The 19991-nt window shown below is 60.7% G+C and carries 20 protein-coding genes; 9 read left to right on the top strand and 11 right to left on the bottom strand.

What is annotated here, in order from left to right:
• The first annotated feature begins 8 nt into the window (after positions 1-8).
• The 5 genes from PMA3_RS29125 (at position 9) to PMA3_RS32755 (ending at position 3969) form a co-directional block, all read left to right on the top strand.
• Complete coding sequence (locus PMA3_RS29125) at positions 9-689, top strand: amino acid ABC transporter permease (protein WP_064680369.1); 681 nt, start codon at positions 9-11, stop codon at positions 687-689.
• Positions 686-1336, top strand: coding sequence for an amino acid ABC transporter permease (locus PMA3_RS29130; protein WP_064680370.1), 651 nt, complete (start codon positions 686-688; stop codon positions 1334-1336). The genes PMA3_RS29125 and PMA3_RS29130 overlap by 4 nt, the downstream gene beginning before the upstream one ends.
• On the top strand, positions 1323-2060 hold the full coding sequence (locus PMA3_RS29135) for an amino acid ABC transporter ATP-binding protein (protein WP_064680371.1): 738 nt from the start codon (positions 1323-1325) through the stop codon (positions 2058-2060). Before PMA3_RS29130 ends, PMA3_RS29135 begins: the two co-directional genes overlap by 14 nt.
• A 233-nt stretch (positions 2061-2293) precedes the next feature.
• Positions 2294-3796 (top strand): exopolyphosphatase, encoded by a 1503-nt coding sequence (gene ppx, locus PMA3_RS29140; protein ID WP_064680372.1) that lies wholly within the window; start codon positions 2294-2296, stop codon positions 3794-3796.
• 29 nt (positions 3797-3825) lie between these two features.
• Positions 3826-3969, top strand: coding sequence for a hypothetical protein (locus PMA3_RS32755; protein WP_161491161.1), 144 nt, complete (start codon positions 3826-3828; stop codon positions 3967-3969).
• Between the two features lie 3 nt (positions 3970-3972).
• On the opposite strand, the gene ppk1 is transcribed toward PMA3_RS32755, so the two are convergent.
• Both ppk1 and hemB read right to left on the bottom strand, forming a co-directional pair.
• Positions 3973-6195, bottom strand: coding sequence for a polyphosphate kinase 1 (gene ppk1 / locus PMA3_RS29145; protein WP_064680373.1), 2223 nt, complete (start codon positions 6193-6195; stop codon positions 3973-3975).
• Between the two features lie 18 nt (positions 6196-6213).
• The gene (gene hemB / locus PMA3_RS29150; protein WP_064680374.1) at positions 6214-7227 is read right to left on the bottom strand and encodes a porphobilinogen synthase; all 1014 of its coding nucleotides are present in this window, start codon (positions 7225-7227) and stop codon (positions 6214-6216) included.
• A gap of 205 nt (positions 7228-7432) precedes the next feature.
• Here hemB and PMA3_RS29155 point away from each other — a divergent pair, with 205 nt between their 5' ends.
• Positions 7433-8065, top strand: a complete 633-nt coding sequence (locus tag PMA3_RS29155) for a DedA family protein (protein WP_064680375.1) — start codon at positions 7433-7435, stop codon at positions 8063-8065.
• On the opposite strand, the gene PMA3_RS29160 is transcribed toward PMA3_RS29155, so the two are convergent.
• The gene (locus tag PMA3_RS29160) at positions 8046-9281 is read right to left on the bottom strand and encodes a sterol desaturase family protein (RefSeq protein WP_064680376.1); all 1236 of its coding nucleotides are present in this window, start codon (positions 9279-9281) and stop codon (positions 8046-8048) included. The two genes, PMA3_RS29155 and PMA3_RS29160, sit on opposite strands and share 20 nt — an antisense overlap.
• 115 nt (positions 9282-9396) lie before the next feature.
• Between PMA3_RS29160 and elbB the strand changes: the two genes are divergently transcribed.
• Positions 9397-10065 (top strand): isoprenoid biosynthesis glyoxalase ElbB, encoded by a 669-nt coding sequence (gene elbB / locus PMA3_RS29165; protein ID WP_064680377.1) that lies wholly within the window; start codon positions 9397-9399, stop codon positions 10063-10065.
• Between the two features lie 117 nt (positions 10066-10182).
• Here elbB and PMA3_RS29170 read toward each other — a convergent pair whose 3' ends face one another.
• The 5 genes from PMA3_RS29170 to PMA3_RS29190 form a co-directional block, all read right to left on the bottom strand.
• Entirely contained in the window at positions 10183-10638 is a 456-nt protein-coding gene (locus tag PMA3_RS29170) for a YaiI/YqxD family protein (protein WP_064680824.1), read from the bottom strand.
• A gap of 106 nt (positions 10639-10744) precedes the next feature.
• Positions 10745-12643 (bottom strand): cytochrome c/FTR1 family iron permease, encoded by a 1899-nt coding sequence (locus tag PMA3_RS29175; RefSeq protein WP_064680378.1) that lies wholly within the window; start codon positions 12641-12643, stop codon positions 10745-10747.
• Positions 12644-12903: 260 nt separating this feature from the next.
• The gene (rhtB, locus tag PMA3_RS29180) at positions 12904-13536 is read right to left on the bottom strand and encodes a homoserine/homoserine lactone efflux protein (protein ID WP_064680379.1); all 633 of its coding nucleotides are present in this window, start codon (positions 13534-13536) and stop codon (positions 12904-12906) included.
• 181 nt (positions 13537-13717) lie between these two features.
• A complete protein-coding gene (locus PMA3_RS29185) occupies positions 13718-14299 on the bottom strand; it encodes a mechanosensitive ion channel family protein (protein WP_064680380.1) in 582 nt (193 codons plus the stop codon).
• Positions 14299-16209, bottom strand: coding sequence for an ATP-binding cassette domain-containing protein (locus PMA3_RS29190; protein ID WP_064680381.1), 1911 nt, complete (start codon positions 16207-16209; stop codon positions 14299-14301). Before PMA3_RS29190 ends, PMA3_RS29185 begins: the two co-directional genes overlap by 1 nt.
• Positions 16210-16259: 50 nt before the next feature.
• Here PMA3_RS29190 and PMA3_RS29195 point away from each other — a divergent pair, with 50 nt between their 5' ends.
• Positions 16260-16724, top strand: a complete 465-nt coding sequence (locus PMA3_RS29195; RefSeq protein WP_064680382.1) for a TIGR02444 family protein — start codon at positions 16260-16262, stop codon at positions 16722-16724.
• On the opposite strand, the gene PMA3_RS29200 is transcribed toward PMA3_RS29195, so the two are convergent.
• A complete protein-coding gene (locus PMA3_RS29200) occupies positions 16721-17719 on the bottom strand; it encodes an AlgP family protein (protein ID WP_064680383.1) in 999 nt (332 codons plus the stop codon). The two genes, PMA3_RS29195 and PMA3_RS29200, sit on opposite strands and share 4 nt — an antisense overlap.
• 192 nt (positions 17720-17911) lie before the next feature.
• On the opposite strand from PMA3_RS29200, the gene PMA3_RS29205 reads away from it, so the two are divergent.
• A complete protein-coding gene (locus PMA3_RS29205) occupies positions 17912-18577 on the top strand; it encodes an FKBP-type peptidyl-prolyl cis-trans isomerase (RefSeq protein ID WP_064680384.1) in 666 nt (221 codons plus the stop codon).
• Positions 18578-18653: 76 nt separating this feature from the next.
• Here PMA3_RS29205 and PMA3_RS29210 read toward each other — a convergent pair whose 3' ends face one another.
• Positions 18654-19112 carry an Rsd/AlgQ family anti-sigma factor gene (locus PMA3_RS29210; RefSeq protein WP_064680385.1) on the bottom strand — a complete coding sequence of 153 codons (459 nt, stop codon included), beginning with the start codon at positions 19110-19112 and terminating at the stop codon, positions 18654-18656.
• Positions 19113-19289: 177 nt separating this feature from the next.
• Entirely contained in the window at positions 19290-19841 is a 552-nt protein-coding gene (locus PMA3_RS29215; protein ID WP_064680386.1) for a disulfide bond formation protein B, read from the bottom strand.
• Positions 19842-19991 lie beyond the last annotated feature (150 nt).

Here is a 19991-nt window from a genome sequence, read left to right on the forward strand (position 1 = left end):
GACTGAATATGTCCTATCAGTTCGACTTCATTCCAGTGGTGCAAAACACCGACCTGTTGCTGCGCGGCGCCCTGTTCACCCTTGAGCTGACAGCCATCGGCGCCGTGCTCGGGGTCGGCCTGGGCATTGTCGGGGCGCTGGTGCGGGCGTGGAACATCCGCCCGTTCTCGGCAATCTTCGGTGTCTACATCGAGTTGATCCGCAACACACCGTTCCTGGTGCAGTTGTTTTTCATCTTCTTCGGCCTGCCGTCCCTGGGCGTGCAGATTTCCGAATGGCAGGCAGCGGTGCTGGCGATGGTGATCAACCTCGGGGCCTATTCGACCGAGATCATCCGCGCCGGCATTCAAGCGATCCCCCGCGGTCAGCTGGAGGCCGCTGCCGCATTGGCGATGAGCCGCTTCGAAGCCTTTCGCCACGTGGTGCTGCTGCCGGCGCTGGGCAAGGTCTGGCCGGCCCTGAGCAGCCAGATCATCATCGTCATGCTGGGCTCGGCGGTCTGTTCGCAGATTGCCACCGAAGAGCTGAGCTTTGCCGCCAACTTCATTCAGTCGCGCAACTTCCGCGCCTTTGAAACCTATGCCCTGACCACGTTGCTCTACCTGTGCATGGCGCTGCTGATCCGCCAGTTGCTGAACTGGATAGGTCGCCGCTTCCTATCAAGAAACAGCGCAAGGACCAGCCAATGAGCGACTTCACTTTCTGGGACATCCTGCGCAACCTGCTCACGGGCCTGCAATGGACGTTGGCGCTGTCGCTGGTGGCGTTTGTCGGCGGCGGGCTGATCGGCTTGCTGATCATGGTCATGCGCATTTCAAAAAAAACCCTGCCAAGCAGTGTCGCCCGCACGTACATCGAACTGTTCCAGGGCACGCCGCTGTTGATGCAGCTGTTTTTGGTGTTCTTCGGCGTCGCGTTGGCCGGGGTGGAGATTTCGCCGTGGATGGCGGCGGCGATCGCCCTGACGCTGTTCACCAGCGCCTACCTGGCGGAGATCTGGCGCGGTTGCGTCGAATCGATCCCCAACGGCCAGTGGGAAGCCTCTGCAAGCCTGGCGCTCAACCCGCTGGAGCAACTGCGCTACGTCGTCCTGCCGCAAGCGCTGCGCATCGCCGTGGCGCCAACCGTGGGCTTCTCGGTGCAGGTGGTCAAAGGCACCGCCGTCACCTCGATCATCGGCTTCACCGAACTGACCAAGACCGGCGGCATGCTCGCCAACGCGACCTTCGAACCGTTCATGGTCTACGGCCTGGTGGCCCTCGGATACTTCCTGCTCTGCTACCCCTTGTCCCTCAGTGCGCGCTACCTGGAAAGGAGACTGCATGCCTCTGCTTAGAATTTCGGCCCTGCATAAATATTACGGCGACCACCATGTGCTCAAAGGCATCGACCTGAGCGTCGAGGAAGGCCAGGTGGTGGCGATCATCGGCCGCAGCGGCTCGGGCAAATCCACCTTGCTGCGCACTTTGAATGGCCTGGAGTCGATCAACGACGGCGTGATCGAAGTCGACGGCGAATACCTCGACGCCGCCCGCGTCGACCTGCGCAGCCTGCGGCAGAAAGTCGGGATGGTGTTCCAGCAGTTCAACCTGTTCCCGCACCTGACCGTCGGCGAAAACGTCATGCTTGCACCGCAGGTGGTGCAGAAGGTGCCCAAAGCCAGGGCTGCTGAACTGGCCCGGGAGATGCTGGAACGGGTTGGCCTGGGGGAAAAATTCGATGCGTTTCCGGACCGGCTGTCCGGCGGGCAGCAACAGCGGGTAGCGATTGCCCGGGCGTTGGCGATGTCGCCCAAGGTTTTGCTCTGTGATGAGATTACATCGGCGCTCGATCCGGAACTGGTCAATGAAGTGCTGAGCGTGGTTCGGCAGCTGGCGGCGCAAGGCATGACCTTGATCATGGTCACCCATGAAATGCGTTTTGCCCGGGAGGTTGGGGATAAGTTGGTGTTCATGCACCAGGGCAAGGTGCATGAGGTGGGGGATCCGAAGGTGTTGTTTGCCAATCCGCAGACGCCGGAGCTGGCGAATTTCATCGGGACCGTTGAAATGACGGGCTGAAAGTTCTTCAGCGCCTGCGAGGCCGCCTTCGCGAGCAAGCCCGCTCCCACATTTAACCGAGTACCTCAGTAAGAACACGGTCAACTGTGGGAGCGGGCTTGCTCGCGAAGGGGCCATCAGCCGCGCCGCAAGTACCCCGCGCCAAAAGATCGCAGCCTTCGGCGGCTCTACGCGTTGGCGGCAGCGTTTGATCGTGGCACGATGTCAGGGTTATCGACCGAGACCCCCTGACCATGCCGCAATCCCAAGCCAAGAATCTGTCCCTGATCGCCGCAATCGACCTGGGCTCCAACAGCTTTCACATGGTCGTGGCCAAGGCCCAGAACAGCGAAATCCGTATTCTCGAACGTCTCGGGGAGAAGGTGCAGCTGGCCGCCGGCATTGATGAAGAGCGCCAGCTCAGCGAAGAATCCATGCAACGCGGGCTCGATTGCCTGAAGCGCTTTGCCCAACTGATCAACGGTATGCCGCCTGGCGCCGTGCGAATCGTGGGCACCAACGCCTTGCGTGAAGCCCGCAACCGCGCTGAATTCATCCGCCGCGCCGAAGAAATCCTTGGCCACCCGGTGGAAGTCATCTCCGGTCGTGAAGAAGCGCGCCTGATCTACCTCGGCGTTTCCCACACCCTCGCCGACACGCCGGGCAAGCGCCTGGTGGCCGATATTGGCGGCGGCAGTACCGAATTCATCATTGGCCAGCGCTTCGAGCCGTTGCTGCGCGAAAGCCTGCAGATGGGCTGCGTCAGTTTTACCCAGCGCTATTTCAAGGACGGCAAGATCACCCCGGCCCGCTACGCCCAGGCGTACACGGCGGCGCGGCTGGAGATCATGAGCATCGAACACGCTTTGCACCGCCTGACCTGGGATGAAGCCATCGGCTCCTCGGGCACCATCCGGGCCATCGGCCTGGCACTGAAGGCCGGCGGGCATGGCACGGGCGAAGTGAACGCCGAAGGCCTGGCCTGGCTCAAGCGCAAACTGTTCAAGCTCGGTGACATCGAGAAGATCGACTTCGAAGGCATCAAGCCGGACCGCCGGGCGATCTTCCCGGCCGGCCTGGCGATTCTCGAAGCCATCTTCGATGCCCTGGAACTGCAACGCATGGACCACTGCGATGGCGCCCTGCGCGAAGGTGTGCTCTATGACCTGTTAGGTCGTCATCACCACGAAGACGTCCGCGAGCGCACCCTCAGCTCGCTGATGGAGCGCTATCACGTCGATCTTGAACAGGCGGCGCGGGTCGAACGCAAAGCGTTGCACGCGTTTGACCAGGTGGCCGAGGACTGGGACCTGGATGACGGCATCTGGCGCGAACTGCTGGGCTGGGCCGCCAAGGTTCATGAAGTGGGCCTGGACATCGCTCACTATCACTACCACAAGCATGGCGCCTACCTGATCGAGCATTCGGACCTGGCGGGTTTCTCCCGCGAAGACCAACTGATGCTCGCACTGCTGGTGCGCGGCCACCGACGCAATATCCCCCGGGACAAGTTTGCCGAGTTCGGCGATGAAGGCATCAAGCTGATTCGCCTGTGCGTGCTGCTGCGCTTTGCGATCCTGTTCCATCACATCCGCGGCACCCAGCAAATGCCTCAGGTCGTGCTGCACGCCAATGGCGACAGCCTGGATGTGTTGTTCCCGGAAAACTGGCTGGATGAAAACCAACTGACCCAGGCCGACTTCGGCCTGGAAGCGGAATGGCTGACCCGGGTCGGTTTTGTGTTGAACGTGCGCTGAACAGTTTGATGGCCCCTGTAGGAGCGAGCTTGCTCGCGATGGACGTAAACGATGACGCGTACTTTCTGGAAAAACGCGTCGTCTGCACATTCATCGCGAGCAAGCTCGCTTCTACAGGGGCGGTGAAAAAAAAATGGCGATCCGCAGGGATCGCCATTTTTTATGCCCCGTGAGGGTTAACGCACTGTGAGAATCGGGCTACCCAAACGCTCCAGCAGCGTCGCCTGCGCACTGCGCGGGTTCTGGTTGCCGGTCGGCGTGTTGCGGATGTAGCGACCGTCCGCCTGCAGGCTCCAGCTATGGGTGTTGTCGGTCAGATACAGCTCCAGCTCCTTCTTGACCCGCATGATCAGCTTCTTGCCTTCCACCGGGAAGCAAGTCTCGACGCGCTTGTCGAGGTTGCGCTCCATCCAGTCGGCACTGGACAGGAACATCTGCTCCTCCCCGCCATTAAGGAAGTAGAAGACCCGGGTGTGTTCCAGGAAGCGCCCGATGATCGAGCGCACGTGGATGTTGTGCGAGACCCCGGCGATGCCCGGCCGCAGGCAGCACATGCCGCGCACCACCAGATCGATACGCACCCCGGACTGACTGGCCTTGTACAGCGCGCGGATGATCTTCGGATCGGTCAGCGAGTTGAATTTGGCGATGATGTGCGCCGGTTTGCCGTCGAGCGCGAACTGGGTTTCCCGGGCAATCATGTCGAGCATGCCCTTCTTCAGCGTGAACGGCGCATGCAGCAGCTTCTTCATGCGCAGGGTTTTACCCATGCCGATCAGCTGGCTGAACAGTTTGCCGACGTCTTCGCACAAGGCGTCGTCGGACGTCAGCAAACTGTAGTCGGTGTACAGACGGGCGTTGGCCGCGTGGTAGTTGCCGGTCCCCAAGTGGGCGTAACGGACAATCTCGCCAGCTTCGCGACGCAGGATCAGCATCATCTTGGCGTGGGTCTTGAACCCGACCACGCCGTAGATCACCACCGCACCGGCCGCTTGCAGACGACTGGCCAGTTGCAGGTTGGACTCTTCGTCGAAGCGTGCACGCAATTCGATGACCGCGGTGACTTCCTTGCCGTTACGCGCGGCATCGACCAGCGCATCGACGATTTCCGAGTTGGCGCCGGAGCGGTACAGGGTCTGGCGCACCGCCAGGACGTGCGGGTCCTTGGCGGCCTGGCGCAGCAGGTCGACCACCGGGGTGAACGACTCGAACGGGTGCAGCAGCAGGATGTCTTGCTTGCTGATCACGCTGAAGATGTTCTCGCTGTTCTGCAGCAGCTTCGGGATCTGCGGCGTGAACGGCAGGTATTGCAGCTCGCGCTGGCTGTCCAGGCCGGTGATGCTGAACAGTCGGGTCAGGTTGACCGGACCGTTGACCTGATACAGCTCGGTCTCATGCAGGTTGAACTGCTTGAGCAAATAGTCGGACAGGAGTTTCGGGCAGGTGTCGGCGACTTCCAGACGCACCGCATCACCGTAGCGACGGGAAAACAACTCGCCGCGCAGGGCGCGGGCCAGGTCTTCCACATCTTCGGTGTCGACGGAAAGGTCGGCGTTTCGGGTCAGCCGGAACTGGTAGCAGCCCTTGACCTTCATGCCCTGGAACAAGTCATCGGCGTGAGCATGGATCATCGACGACAGGAACACATAGTTGTCGCCAGGGCCGCCGACTTCTTCCGGCACCTTGATGACCCGCGGCAGCAGACGCGGCGCCGGAATGATTGCCAGACCGGAATCGCGACCGAAGGCGTCGATGCCTTCGAGCTCGACGATGAAGTTCAGGCTCTTGTTAACCAGCAACGGGAACGGGTGCGTCGGGTCGAGGCCGATCGGGGTGATGATCGGGGCAATCTCGTCGCGGAAATAACGGCGAACCCAGGTCTTGATCTTGGTGGTCCAGTGACGGCGACGGATGAAGCGGACCTGATGTTTTTCCAGTTCCGGCAACAGAATGTCGTTGAGGATGGCGTACTGGCGATCGACGTGACCGTGTACCAACTCGCTGATGCGGGCCAGGGCCTGATGCGGTTGCAGGCCATCCGCGCCGGCCTGCTCACGGGCGAAGGTGATCTGCTTCTTCAGGCCGGCCACACGGATTTCGAAGAACTCGTCCAGGTTGCTGGAGAAGATCAGCAGAAACTTCAGCCGCTCCAGCAAGGGGTAGGACACATCCAGCGCCTGTTCCAGCACGCGGATGTTGAACTGCAGTTGCGATAGCTCGCGATGGATGTACAGGCTGCTGTCATCCAGGCCGGGAATGGCAATCGCCGGCGTCGCCGCAACAGGCTCGGCCACCACCGCAGAGGGAGCAGGCTCCAGCTCCGGCGGGGTTTCGGCGATTTGCTCCACCACAGGTTGAGCCTCTTTTACGGCGACTTCAGTGAGTCCTTCGGTAGTCATGGAATGTTCCTGGGAGGGCTATTGTTGCTCTCGTAACAATTGAGCGGCACGGACGGCAAAGTAAGTCAGGATGCCATCAGCGCCTGCACGTTTAAAAGCGGTCAGGGATTCGAGGATAACCCCTTCGCTCAACCAGCCATTCTGGATCGCTGCCATGTGCATGGCGTATTCGCCGCTGACTTGATAAACAAAGGTCGGCACTTTGAATTCTTCTTTGACCCGGTAAAGGATGTCCAGATACGGCATGCCTGGCTTGACCATGACCATGTCCGCGCCTTCTGACAAGTCCGCCGCCACTTCGTGCAGGGCTTCGTTGCTGTTGGCCGGGTCCATCTGATAAGAGGCCTTGTTGGCCTTGCCCAGGTTCAGCGCCGAGCCGACCGCATCGCGGAACGGGCCGTAATAAGCGCTGGCGTACTTCGCCGAGTAAGCCATGATCCGCACATTGACGTGATCGGCCAGCTCGAGGGCTTCGCGGATCGCCTGGATACGACCGTCCATCATGTCCGACGGGGCCACCACCTGGGCGCCGGCCTCGGCGTGGGACAGCGCCTGCCTGACCAGTGCATCGACGGTAATGTCGTTCTGCACATAGCCTTCTTCGTCGAGAATGCCGTCCTGACCGTGGGTGGTGAACGGGTCCAGGGCAACGTCGGTGATCACCCCCAGCTCAGGAAACTGCGCACGCAACGCGCGGGTGGCGCGCTGGGCAATGCCGTCGGGGTTCCAGGCCTCCGCGGCGTCCAAGGATTTGAGCTCCGATGGCGTCACCGGGAACAGGGCCACTGCAGGAATGCCCAACTCGACCCACTTGGCCGCTTCTTCCAGCAACAGATCGATGGTCAGACGCTCGACGCCCGGCATCGAGGCCACCGCTTCGCGACGGTTTTCACCGTCCAGCACGAACACCGGCAAGATCAGGTCGTCCACGGTCAGAACGTTTTCACGGACCAGTCGACGCGAAAATTCATCACGACGGTTGCGTCGCAGGCGAGTTGCAGGAAACAAACGATTGGCGGGGGTAAAGCTCACGGCAGACTCCTGAGCCCGCGCGAGAGGCGAGCGTGACAGTTATAAGCGACCATTATGACTGTGATATTACAGTTATGTGCACCTGTGACAGGTAGTCGCATTCCATTCTCCTTGTAGGAAATGTTCACGTCGAGACACATTTGGACACTTTCATGAATGTGCACGAAGGGTTAGGCTGCGCGTTCATTTCGCCAGCATCCAGACAATGCTCCAACAATTTCTTCAGGAATTCGGCTACTTCGCCCTCTTTCTCGGCACGTTTTTCGAAGGCGAAACCATTCTGGTTCTCGCAGGCTTCCTCGCGTTCCGCGGATACATGGACCTCAAAGTGGTGATGATCGTGGCGTTCCTCGGCAGTTATGCCGGCGATCAGCTGTGGTATTTCCTGGGACGCAAGCATGGCCGCAAGTTGCTGGCACGCAAGCCGCGCTGGCAATTGATGGGCGACCGCGCGCTGGAGCATATCCGCAGGCACCCGGACATCTGGGTCCTGAGTTTCCGTTTTGTTTATGGACTGCGCACGGTGATGCCGGTGGCTATCGGCTTGTCGGGATATCCGCCGGGACGTTATCTGCTGCTGAACGGGATCGGTGCAGCGATCTGGGCTGCCGCTCTGGCTGCCGCGGCCTATCATTTCGGCGCGGTGCTCGAAGGCATGCTTGGCAGCGTCAAGAAGTACGAGTTATGGGTGCTGGGTGCGCTGCTGGTCGTCGGTTTTTGCCTGTGGCTGCGGCGGCGCTTCAAGAATGCCCGCCTGGCGAAGAAGATCTACGCCGACGAGCAAGCCTTGAAAGCCGAACAGGCCAAAATCGACGGTCCTAAGACGCCAGTCGAGTGAAGCGGTTTCGGCAACAGTAGAGACCGATGAGGCTGAGCAGGCTGTAACTGAGCAGCCCGACCCAGCCCACCGCACTGGCCGGCCACAGCCCGACCACTGGCGCCAGCCATGCCAGCGGCAGGTTCGATGCCAGTCGCAGCAGCTCCAGCTTCAACGCCCATGGGCGATTCTCCAGGGCCACGCCCAGTACGAACAGACCCAGCGCCACGGCGCCCCAGCCGAGCACCAGGGCGGCGGTCGACAGATGCAGCGCAAGGTTCATCAAGTAGCTGCCCAGCGCGATGTAGACGCAAAACTGCAATGCCACGTAAAGCTGCTGACGCCCGTCCAACGGCACCTCGAACTTGCGGAACTGACTCAGGTCCGGCTTGTTCATCGGGTACTTCGCCGCCACATCCGCCGGCCGCCAACCAGTGGGCATGAACCAGATCCGCAGCTTGTCCCACCCACTCCCGGCTCGCCGTGCGTCATCCCATAATTGCACGTAGAACTGCACGTTCGCCCATAGCGGATTCCAGCTCGCCAGCGGCGTGGTCACGCCGAAAATCACCGGTTCGTTGTCGTCCTCCTCCTGGAACGAGCCAAATAGACGGTCCCAAATAATGAACACCCCGCCGTAGTTGCGATCCATGTAGAGAGCGTTCTGTGCATGGTGAGCCCGATGATTGGACGGCGTGACGAAGAACCACTCGAACCAGCCGAGCTTGGGAATATGCCGGGTATGCACCCAGAACTGATACAGCAGGTTCAACGCGGCGACGCTGACGAACACCAGCAGCGGCACACCCAGCACGGCCATGGGCAGGTAGAAGATCCAGCTCAGGAGAAAGCCGGTGCTGGTCTGGCGCAGGGCGGTGGAGAGGTTGTAGTCCTCGCTCTGGTGATGCACCGAATGCGCGGCCCAGAGGATGTTGCGCTCGTGCCCCAGGCGATGCAGCCAGTAGTAGCAGAAGTCGTACAGGACAAAGGCGAATACCCAGACCCAGACACGATCAGCCGCAAGCTCGAACAGCGCCAGATGCTCGAGGGCAAATGCGTAGGTGACCAGGCCGACACCCTTGGTCAGCAAGCCCGTGGTGGTCGACAGCACACCGGTGCTGATGCTGTTGATCGCGTCGGCCACCCGGTAATTGCTCACCCCGCGCCAACGGTCGGCCAGCAGCTCGATGGCGATCAGCACAAAGAAAAACGGCACCGCATACAGAATGAAGTCCATGACGCGCCCTGATCGGAGTTTTGAGGACAGATCCTATGTGTAGTCGCGAAATATCCCTATGGCAACGAGTGACAAATTAGTGGACATTTAACGCCATGAATCTGGAGAAAAGCCCATGAGCAAAAAAATTGCAGTGATCCTTTCCGGCTGTGGCGTCTACGACGGCGCCGAGATCCACGAGAGCGTGATTACCCTGCTGCGCCTCGACCAGCGTGGCGCCCAGGTGCAGTGCTTCGCGCCGAATATTGCGCAGCTGCATGTGATCAACCACCTGACCGGGGAAGAAATGCCCGAGTCGCGCAATGTGCTGGTGGAGTCGGCGCGAATCGCCCGGGGCAACATCAAGGATATTCGCGAAGCGGACGTTGAAGAATTCGATGCGCTGATCGTTCCTGGCGGGTTCGGCTCGGCCAAGAACCTGTCGAACTTCGCCATCGAAGGCGCGGGCTGCACCGTGCAGCCGGAAGTCCTGGCGCTGGCCGAAGCCTTTGCCGAAGCGGGCAAGCCTGTCGGGCTGATCTGCATTTCGCCGGCGCTGGCGGCAAAAATCTATGGGCCGGGCGTGACCTGCACCATCGGTAACGATGCCGACACGGCCGCGGCGATGAACAAAATGGGGGCGACACATGCGGATTGCGCGGTGACTGAAATCGTTGAAGACAAGGCGCGCAAACTGGTCAGTACGCCGGCGTACATGCTGGCGCAATCGATTAGCGAGGCGGCTTCCGGCATCAACAAACTGGTCGACCGCGTGCTCGAACTGACCCACGAAAACGACGCCTGACACAATCCAAATGTGGGAGCGGGCTTGCTCGCGAATGCGGTGTATCAGTCAACATCAATGCTGAATGACACACCGCATTCGCGAGCAAGCCCGCTCCCACATTGATCAGCGCAAGACTCAGGATTTGCGGGTTAGTCGGGTGAGGATCCGGTCCAGCGCATTGGCAAATGCCTGTTTCTCGCGGTCGCCAAACGGCGCCGGTCCGCCGCTCATCTGCCCCTGCTCGCGCAAATCGGTGAACAGATTGCGTACCGCCAGCCTGTCCCCCATGTTCTGGGCATCGAATTCCTTGCCACGTGGATCCAGCGCTGCAACCCCCTTCTTCACCAGCCGGTCCGCCAACGGCACATCGCTGCAAATCACCAGATCACCGGGAACCGCGTGCTCCACCAGATAGTCATCGGCCGCATCCGGACCACTGGGCACCACGATCAGCTTCACCAGGGCCAGGCCCGGCTTGATCTGCGGCTGCCCGGCCACCAGCACCACTTCGAACTGGCGCTTGAGGGCGAACTTCACCACCAGATCCTTGGCGGCCCGGGGGCAGGCGTCGGCATCGATCCACACACGCATCATTTTTCCTCTTCCAAAAAAATTCGCGAGCAGGTCGCGCCCTCAGGTTATACGCCATCCTGTAGGAGCGAGGCTTGCCCGCGAAGGTGAGCGCAGCGAATGCTATTTAAGAAACCGACACCCGCCGCTTCTCAGCCATCCGGCTACGACTGTACAACACGATGATCGCCAGAATCGCCACCACCTGCGCACTCAGCGAATACGCATCAGCGTGAATCCCCAGCCAGTCGAAGTCAAAAAACGGCACCGGTCGCGTGCCGAAGATCCCGGCTTCCTGCAACGCCTTCACGCCATGCCCGGCAAACACCACCGACAGCGCGCACAGCAGCCCGGCGTTGATGCTGAAGAACAATGACAGCGGCAGTTTCGCCGAGCCGCGCAGGATCACCCAGGCCAGACCGACCAGCAACACCAGTGCTGTCGCCCCCCCGGCCAACACTGCGTCATGACCCGCAGGGCCCGCCTGCAGCCACAGGGTTTCATAAAACAGGATCACTTCGAACAGCTCGCGATAGACCGAAAAGAACGCCAGAATCGCAAAGCCGAAACGCCCGCCGCCGCCCACCAGGCTGCTCTTGATGTAGTCCTGCCAGGCCGCTGCATGGCGACGGTCGTGCATCCACACGCCGAGCCAGAGCACCATGACGCTGGCAAACAACGCTGTCGCACCTTCGAGCAACTCCCGTTGCGAGCCACTGACATTGATCACGTACGCCGCCAGCGCCCAGGTCGCGAGCCCGGCCAACAGGGCCAGGCCCCAGCCGACGTTGACGCTACGCACCGCCGATTGCTGGCCAGTATTGCGCAGGAACGCGAGGATCGCTGCCAGCACCAGAATCGCTTCCAGCCCTTCACGCAGCAGGATCAGCAAGCCGGAGATATAACTCAGCGACCAGCTCAAGCCATCGCTGCCCAACAGGCCGGCGGCTTCCTGCAACTTGGCCTTGGCTGCGTCCAGGCGCAGCTGGGCCTGGGCCACGGGCAGACCGTCCTGCAACGATTGACGGTAGGCCATCAGGGATTTTTCAGTGTCTTTGCGCACGTTGGCGTCGACGTTGTCCAGGGAGCTTTCGACCAGTTCGAAGCCTTCCAGGTAGGCGGCCACCGACAGGTCATAGGCCTGATCGCGATCGCCGGTACGATAAGCGGCGAGGCTCTTGTCCAGGGTCTCGGCGGTGTAGTCGAGCAATTGCGCCGGGCCGCGCTTGACCTGCGGCGGTTGAGCGCGCTGTGCACGGAAAGTCGCCGCGGCTTGCGGGCCGTCGACGGCCTGCACTTCTGCCGGCGTCTGACGCGCCAGATCCGCGATGTTGTAGACCTTCGCACCTTGGGTGGCAGCCGGATCGGCACTGAAACTGGCGATATAGGTCGCCAGGTCCCAACGCTGGCGATCGTCCAGCTGATCGGCGAAGGCTGGCATATCGGTGCCTTCGACCCCCAGGCCCAAGGTGTTGTAGATCGCGTAGAGGCTCAGGTGATCCAGGCGCGCAGCATCACGCAGATTGGCCGGCGGCGGTGTCAGCCCGACACCCGCGGGACCATCGCCGGCCCCCGTATCGCCGTGGCAGACCGAACAGTGCTGGGCGTAAAGCGGCGCTCCGCGAGTCGGGTCCGGGGTAATGATCGGGGCCTGGCTGACTTCATAGGCCACCGCCAGTTTCGCGCCGAGTTGCCGGGCCTGGCGGGCGACCTCCGCCCCGTCCTGACGCGCAGTGATCGCACTGCGCAGTGTGCCGACACCCTGCTCGAGCCCGGCCTTCTCCGGCTTGGCCGGCAGCGCGACGATCAAGCCTTGCAACACCTGGATGAATTCCAGCTGCTCGCGGTATTCGGACTCATCGATGACCTTGCCCGATTCCACGGTCTGTGGGTAATCCGCGCCAATGTAATCGAGCAAATGCAAGGCTTGCGGCGCGCCTTCCACGGTGTCGGCCAGCAGCTGGGAACTGCACAGGGCAAACAACGGCAATACCAGCCAGGCCAGAAAACGGGACGGGGCAGTCATGAATGAATCTCAGCTGGAAATAAGAAGTAACACATTGTTCACTTCGAATGACATTCACTCAAGCTTTGTTCGCTGATATCGCGGCTGCTGAAAAATTAAACGAATAATAAAACGAACCCTGTAGGAGCGAGCTTGCTCGCGATGGTCTCAAGGGCAACGCGTCTATTCAGTAGAAACGCGTTATCGTTGACGTCCATCGCGAGCAAGCTCGCTCCTACAGGGGTATTAAATCGAAGGTCGGGGTTGTGTGGCCGACAGATTCAGACTGCCACTTTACGCAGCGTCGCCATGAACGCCGCCGCGCCAATGAACAGGCCGGCAAAGGTGCGGTTCATGCGTCTTTGCTGTTTGGGTGTGCGCAACATCCGCAGCACCTTGGACGCCAGCCCGGTGTAACCGGCCATGACAATCAGGTCCACAAAGACCATGGTCACACCGATGATCAGGTATTGAGCCAGCAGCGGTGCGTGAGGGTCGATGAACTGTGGCAACACCGCCAGCATGAACACCAGCGCCTTTGGGTTGCTGATGTTCACCAGAAAGCCACGGAACACCAGGGCCATCGGCTTGCCAATCTGCCGCACGGCCGCGTCATCGCTCATGTCGCTAGGCAGCGCTCGCCATTGCTTGATCGCGAGGAACACCAGATAGGCCACGCCGAACCATTTGATCGCATAGAAGGCCGTGGCCGACGCGGTGAGAATGGCGCCAACACCGGCGCCGACAATCGCGATCTGCACCGCCAGGCCCAATTGCAGACCCAGGGCGTTCCAGTAACCGCGCCAGAAACCGTATTGCAGACCGCTGGACATCGACGCAATGGCGCCGGCACCGGGAGACAGGCTGATCACCCAGCAGGCGGCAAAAAACGCCAGCCATGTTTGAAACTCCATTGCACACCTCGACTCGGACTTGTGACAGATGTCTAAGCTAATGCGGCTTTGGGCTGGTGACTATCGATTTTTTGCAGGGTGTAGTGACTGCGGACCAGCGCTCAGGGCTTGAAGGATATTCGCCTGACGAACCGCCATCGCGGGCTTGCCCGCGATGGCGGTGTGTCAGGCTACAGAAAGTCTACTTTTCGAACCCATTCGAAGGGAATACATCGCTACCCCGCCAGCGCCGAACCGACCGCTGGAAGAACAGACTGTTGGGCACTTGCACCATGGCGCTGCCAGTGCCGAGCTCCTCGGCTTCGATCAACGTGGTGTAAAGCAGATTGATCGCCACCACCCGCCCCTTCACCCCGGGCTTGTCGGTGGTGTCGACCAACTCGACCACATCACCAATACGAAATGGGCCGACAGTAAAGATCAGAATGGCGCAGAGCAGGTTGGAGAGCACGCTCCACATGGCGAAGAACGCCACCGCCGCCACCGCGACAAAGCCCGACAACGCCGTCCAGAGCACCGTGGCCGAGACCCCGAGGCGTTCCAGGACGAAGATCAGCGCACTGCCCATGATCAGCCAGCGCAGACCACCGCGTAGCGGCATCAGCAACTGCGGCGGCAATGGATAGCGCTCGCCCAGGCGGGTCAGGCACTTGGCGACGAAGCGTTGGGCGATGTAACCCGCCAACAGAATCAGCAGGATTTGCCCGAAGAGCCAGAGCGGTTCGATCCACATGGCCGAAAGCGGCAACTTGAAGACCTCCATCAAGACAGCGCCTCCAACTCCGCCTGCATGCTTTCGAGCAACTCCAGGGCTTCCATCCAGGCTTCTTCCAGTTCGGCTTCACGTACCTTCAGCTTGGCCTGTTCAGCCAGCAGATCACGCAAATCGTTCTTGCGCGCCGGCTCGTAGATGTCGCTGTCGCCGAGGCTGGCATCGATCTTCGCCAGTTTTTCGTGCAGCTTGCCCAGCTCGGCTTCGAGCTTGTCCGCCTCGCGCTTGTGCGGGGCCAGTTGCTGGCGCAGCGCCGCTGCGGCCTGGCGCTGGGCTTTCTTGTCGGTCTTGTCCGGATTGACCGGGGTATTACTGACCGGCGCATTGCGCTGACGGTACTCCACCAGCCACCGGGTGTAGTCCTCGAGGTCGCCGTCGAATTCCTCGACCTTGCCGTCCGCCACCAGGTAGAAATTGTCGGTGGTGCTTTTAAGCAAATGACGATCGTGGGAGACCACCAACACCGCACCGGTGAACTCCTGCAGCGCCATGGTCAGCGCCAGGCGCATTTCCAGGTCCAGGTGGTTGGTCGGTTCGTCGAGCAACAACAGGTTCGGCCGGCCCCAGGCGATCAACGCCAAGGCCAGGCGGGCCTTCTCGCCACCGGAGAAATTCAGCACCGGCTCGTCGATCCGCGCGCCACGGAAGTCGAAACCGCCGAGGAAGTCACGCAGGGTCTGCTCGCGCTCGGTCGGCGCCAGACGCTGCAGGTGCAGCAACGGGCTGGCCTTGGAATCCAGGGAGTCCAACTGGTGTTGGGCGAAGTAACCGACCACGGTGTTCTCGCCGCGGGTCAGTCGACCGGCCAGGGGCTCGAGTTCACCGGAGAGGTTTTTGATCAGGGTCGATTTACCTGCACCGTTGGGGCCGAGCAACCCGATTCGCGCGCCAGGGGTCAGTTGCAGCTTGACCTTCTCCAGCACGGTTTTGTCGCCATAACCCAAACGGGCGTCGGACAGGTCGATCAACGGACTGGAGATCTTCGTCGATTCGCGAAAGACAAAGTCGAACGGCGAATCGACGTGGGCGGCGGACAGCTCTTCCATCCGTTCCAGTGCCTTGATCCGGCTCTGGGCCTGACGGGCCTTGGTGGCCTGGGCCTTGAAGCGGGCGATGTAGCTTTCCATGTGCGCACGTTGCGCCTGCTGCTTCTCGTAGGCCTGCTGTTGCTGGGCCAGACGCTCGGCACGGGCGCGTTCGAACGCGGTATAGCCACCGCGGTACAGGGTGATCTTGCGTTGATCGACGTGTGCCACGTGATCGACCACGGCATCGAGGAAGTCGCGGTCGTGGGATATCAGCATCAAGGTGCCGGGATAGCTTTTCAGCCATTCTTCGAGCCAGATGATGGCGTCTAGGTCCAGGTGGTTGGTCGGTTCGTCGAGCAGCAACAGGTCCGAGGGGCACATCAAAGCCTGCGCCAGATTCAGACGCATCCGCCAGCCGCCAGAGAAACTTCCTACCTGTCGATCCATCTGATCGTTGGTGAACCCCAAACCGGCCAGCAGCTTGCGCGCCCGGGCATCGGCGGTGTAACCGTCGGCACTGTCGAGCTCGGCGTGCAGGCGGGCCTGAGCGGCACCGTCATGGGCCGCTTCGGCGGCGGCGAGGTCGTGTTGCACCTCGCGCAGGCGCAGGTCGCCATCGAGCACGTAGTCGACCGCGATCCGATCGAGGGTATCGATCTCCTGGCGCATGTGGGCGATGCGCCAGTCCGCCGGCAGCAAGCAGTCACCCGAGTCCGGATGCAGGTCACCCAGGAGCAAGGCGAACAGGCTCGATTTGCCGGCGCCGTTGGCACCGATGAGGCCGGCTTTGTGGCCGGCGTGCAGGGTCAGCTCGGCGTCTTCTAGCAGACGTTGCGGGCCACGCTGTAAAGTCAGGTTCTGAAGTCGGATCATAATGGCGGCGGAGTCTACCAGCTTCGCTCGCAACTGGCGCGAGTAGCACGATGTCCCCTGACCTGTGGAGCTTTTCCCTTGGCACTTACGCCCGTCCCGGCGTCGAAGCCGCGTGCCTGCAATTGCAGTCGACGGGCGTCAATGTGTGCCTGCTGCTGTGTGGACTGTGGTTGGGACAGCGGGGGGTCGCCTGCAACGAGCAACGCTTGCAGCTGCTTCGCAACGTGGCCGAACCCTGGGAAACCGATGTTGTACAGCCGTTGCGGGCATTGCGCACGCAATGGAAATCCGCTGCGGCCGAGGACAGCGAACTTAATGGTTTGCGCGAACAGGTGAAGGCACTGGAGCTCAAAGCCGAGCGACATCTGCTATTGCGGCTGGAGCGATCGGCGCACAGTTGGCCGCAGTGTGAGGCGACCGATCTGGCGGCCTGGCTGGAAGGTGTGACGGCAGGTGCCGTCCACCTGCACCGCGACGCGCTGCATCAGCTGCGCGTCGCGGCAACCGGCGCTTAGGAAGCGCTGGTCGGGGTGGTGCTGGTGCTCGACGAAGCGGCTGGCGTTGGCGCAGGCGTGGTGGTCGAGTTGGTTGCTGCAGGCGAAGCCGAAGCAGACGGCGCTGGCGTAACTGGCTTGGCAGCGGGCGCAGGGGTCGGCTTGGCGGTGGCGGCCGGTTTTCTCACGGCCGGTTTGGCTGCGGGCTTGGCGGCGGGTTTTGCAGCTGGCTTGGCAGCGGCAGGTTTTGCTGCGGTAGTTTTCGCGGCAGTCGCTGGCTTGGTGGCAGCGGTTTTCGCAGCTGGTTTTGCAGCCGGCTTGGCAGCGGTTTTGGCCGCGGCAGGCTTGGCAGCAGGTTTGGCAGCGGCAGTTTTAGCAGCAGGTTTTGCAGCTGCGGTTTTCGCCACAGCCGATTTCGCAGCAGTGGTTTTTGCAGCGGGTTTAGCGGCCGTTGTTTTCGCAGCGGCAGGTTTGGCAGCCGTGGTTCTAGCCGCTGGTTTCGCAGCGCTGGCAGCAGCCGGTTTTTTCGCCGCAGTTTTAGCGGCTGGTTTCGCTGCGGCTTTCACCGGTGCCTTGGCGGCGGTTTTTTTCGCAGGCGCTGCAGCAGGCTTGGCTGAACGCAGGGACAACGCCTTGCCGACAGCCTCTTGTACACGACCGACACCCTGGGCCAGTTTCAGGCTTTCTTGAGCATCGCGCTTGAGTTGCAGGATGTAGCTGCGAGTTTCGGATTGACGATCCTTGAGGGCGTCGAGCAGGTCCTCAAGCTCCTTCACTGCGTCCTTGGCTTTGGTCTGCGCCTTGGCCTTGCCGGCCGACGCCGCGTCCTGCAATTTGGTACGGTACTTGTGCAGTTTTTCCTGCGCTTTGCCTCGTTGTTTTTCCAGTTTGGCGAGCAGTTTTTCAGCATCAGCCAAGGCTTGGGAACAAGCGGTTTCCAAATGCTCGAGCAGGCTGCCCGAGAGTTGTTGGAGTAAGTGCAACGGGGTATTTACAGGCTTCTTGGTGGCCGACATGGTTTACCTCCTGGCTGACGTGGGTGCGGCTCATACTAGACCTCTGCTGCTACCGCCGCTAGGGCATGTTGACAGTAACCAAAGCACTGCGTTGCAACGGATGGAAAATGTTCCGCGCTTGCGTAAAACCAGTTCACCGTTAAGCGCATTCACACTGGCATACTCCATCGCATCTCAGGTCGGAGAGTGCCCATGTCGCGTTATCTTTTTTTATCGCTTTGCGTGTTTTTTTCCGTGGCTCAGGCCGCGGAAAAATCCACGGAGAACGACGCCCGCGATCTCGCTTACAGCCTGGGCGCAAGCCTTGGCGAACGCTTGCGCCAAGAGGTCCCGGACCTGCAACTTCAAGCGCTGGTCGAAGGTTTGCAACAAGCCTATCAAGGCAAACCCCTGGCGCTGAGAGATGAGCAGATCGAACAGATTCTTGCCGAGCACGAAGCCCAGGTTGCCGAGCGACCCGCCATACCGCAAAGCGAAGTCGCCCTCGAAAATGAGCAGCGCTTTCTCGCAAAGGAAAAAGCCAAACCCGGCGTGCGCGAATTGGCAGACGGAATCTTGCTGACGGAACTGGCTCCGGGCACCGGCGTTAAAGCCGGTCCGAACGGCAAGGTCCAGGTGGTGTATGTCGGTCGCCTACCCGACGGCTCAGTGTTCGATCAGAACAGTCAGCCGCAATGGTTCAGTCTCGACAGCGTGATCAGCGGATGGCGCAGTGCATTGCAACAGATGCCGGTCGGCGCCAAGTGGCGTTTGGTGATTCCATCGGCCCAGGCGTATGGTGCCGACGGCGCCGGCGACCTGATCGCGCCGTTCACGCCGCTGGTGTTCGAAGTCGAATTGCGCGGCGCTACGGGCTGAAGGGCACAAACGAAAAACGGCGCGCATGGCGCACCGTTTTCAACATCTTGCAGCAAGGCAGGACCTGGGAAAAGGTTCAGGCCTGAACCGAATCCTCTTCCTTGTGAGCTGTGTGCAGCACTTCGATCAGGCAATCTTCCAGTTCGAAACGTTCGTGCAACAGGCCACCCAGTTCCTTGAATTTCTCTGCGACGCATTTTCCCGCATCACACAGATCATTGAACGCGAGCAGCTTCTCGGTGATGACGTCGATGCGCGGATAGATTGTCTCGGCCAGCTCCAGGCCGCGCTTGTCGTTGAAAGCCTTGGCTTCCCCCGTCAGCTGTTCATAGATCTCGAAATGCCCGGCAGACACATAGTCGACCAGCACTCCGCAGAACTCCTGCAGCGGTTTGCGGTTTTCACCCAGAGCCTCGGGCTTGGCGCCGAGTGCATCATAGGCCCGAACCAGTTCGTGACGCTCCTGCAACCAGCGGTCGATCAGCAGATGAACTCCACCCCAACGTTCCTGAGCATTCTGACAACTTTCGAGCATGGCGGTCTCTCTTCCCTTGTGGGTCATGCTGCCCTACACCTGTCGCACACTTGAAATCAAATATCGGCCAGGCAGAGCGTCATTCGAGCAACATAATTCCAATGACACGTGCGGGCCAGATTATGCCCGCGCGACAATGGCTTCAAGGTACGCAGGAGATAAAGTTCATACAAGTGTTTAATCACCCACCAATGCCCGGTGCGACGACTCGCCGCTGAGCGGTCGCCGACACGCGACCCAGACCAGCCGCAACAGCTGGCAAACACCCAGGATCATCATCGCGACGAAGAACAGCAGGCTCCACTCCGGAATGCTCAGGTCGAACAATGTCCAGGAAATGTACGTGCATTCAGTCGCTCCTTCGAACATCTGCTGCACCACGAACATCCAGGGCGTGGTGGCGAACAGGTCCGCCAGATTGGGAATGCAGGTCGACAGTTGCTGCACCGGATCGCTTTGCAACAGTACCTGCCGCAATGCGGTGACCGTACCTGCCAGGCTGCAGCAAAGACCGAGCAACCAATACAAAAAAGTACCCAAGCGACCTGGGCCGTGTACCGAAGCCATCAGGGAGACGCCCGTGAGCAGGGCCAGGCAAATCCGTTGCAACAGACACAACCCGCAAGGCTGGAGGCCGACTGCATATTCCAGGTAATAGGAAACACCCAGGGCCAGGGCGCCTGCAATGAAAGCCATGAAAAACAAGGAGCGTGAGCAGGCCAAAGACATGGCTTTTCCGTAACAGTGGAGACAGGTGGTTACGGTAGAGTAAAGCGCGTTAGCCTTACAAGGCACGTCGGCAGGGACAGTTCAGCAGATGTTTAGGGAATTTCCGACAGAGGCGAGGGGATCAGGTGTAGTCCATTGTAGGACTATTCC

The sequence above is a fragment of the Pseudomonas silesiensis genome, from assembly GCF_001661075.1.
GTDB classification, from domain to species: Bacteria; Pseudomonadota; Gammaproteobacteria; order Pseudomonadales; family Pseudomonadaceae; genus Aquipseudomonas; species Aquipseudomonas silesiensis.

What these genes read in the sequence shown, in the direction of transcription:
- PMA3_RS29200 (WP_064680383.1), bottom strand. Translation starts at nt 17,719, where the DNA reads ATGTCGGCCACCAAGAAGCCTGTAAATACCCCGTTGCACTTACTCCAA.
- rhtB (WP_064680379.1), bottom strand. Translation starts at nt 13,536, where the DNA reads ATGGAGTTTCAAACATGGCTGGCGTTTTTTGCCGCCTGCTGGGTGATC.
- PMA3_RS29135 (WP_064680371.1), top strand. Translation starts at nt 1,323, where the DNA reads ATGCCTCTGCTTAGAATTTCGGCCCTGCATAAATATTACGGCGACCAC.
- elbB (WP_064680377.1), top strand. Translation starts at nt 9,397, where the DNA reads ATGAGCAAAAAAATTGCAGTGATCCTTTCCGGCTGTGGCGTCTACGAC.
- PMA3_RS29210 (WP_064680385.1), bottom strand. Translation starts at nt 19,112, where the DNA reads ATGCTCGAAAGTTGTCAGAATGCTCAGGAACGTTGGGGTGGAGTTCAT.
- ppx (WP_064680372.1), top strand. Translation starts at nt 2,294, where the DNA reads ATGCCGCAATCCCAAGCCAAGAATCTGTCCCTGATCGCCGCAATCGAC.
- ppk1 (WP_064680373.1), bottom strand. Translation starts at nt 6,195, where the DNA reads ATGACTACCGAAGGACTCACTGAAGTCGCCGTAAAAGAGGCTCAACCT.
- PMA3_RS29215 (WP_064680386.1), bottom strand. Translation starts at nt 19,841, where the DNA reads ATGTCTTTGGCCTGCTCACGCTCCTTGTTTTTCATGGCTTTCATTGCA.
- PMA3_RS29205 (WP_064680384.1), top strand. Translation starts at nt 17,912, where the DNA reads ATGTCGCGTTATCTTTTTTTATCGCTTTGCGTGTTTTTTTCCGTGGCT.
- PMA3_RS29125 (WP_064680369.1), top strand. Translation starts at nt 9, where the DNA reads ATGTCCTATCAGTTCGACTTCATTCCAGTGGTGCAAAACACCGACCTG.
- PMA3_RS29195 (WP_064680382.1), top strand. Translation starts at nt 16,260, where the DNA reads ATGTCCCCTGACCTGTGGAGCTTTTCCCTTGGCACTTACGCCCGTCCC.
- PMA3_RS29175 (WP_064680378.1), bottom strand. Translation starts at nt 12,643, where the DNA reads ATGACTGCCCCGTCCCGTTTTCTGGCCTGGCTGGTATTGCCGTTGTTT.
- PMA3_RS29185 (WP_064680380.1), bottom strand. Translation starts at nt 14,299, where the DNA reads ATGGAGGTCTTCAAGTTGCCGCTTTCGGCCATGTGGATCGAACCGCTC.
- PMA3_RS29160 (WP_064680376.1), bottom strand. Translation starts at nt 9,281, where the DNA reads ATGGACTTCATTCTGTATGCGGTGCCGTTTTTCTTTGTGCTGATCGCC.
- PMA3_RS29155 (WP_064680375.1), top strand. Translation starts at nt 7,433, where the DNA reads ATGCTCCAACAATTTCTTCAGGAATTCGGCTACTTCGCCCTCTTTCTC.
- PMA3_RS29170 (WP_064680824.1), bottom strand. Translation starts at nt 10,638, where the DNA reads ATGCGTGTGTGGATCGATGCCGACGCCTGCCCCCGGGCCGCCAAGGAT.
- PMA3_RS29130 (WP_064680370.1), top strand. Translation starts at nt 686, where the DNA reads ATGAGCGACTTCACTTTCTGGGACATCCTGCGCAACCTGCTCACGGGC.
- PMA3_RS29190 (WP_064680381.1), bottom strand. Translation starts at nt 16,209, where the DNA reads ATGATCCGACTTCAGAACCTGACTTTACAGCGTGGCCCGCAACGTCTG.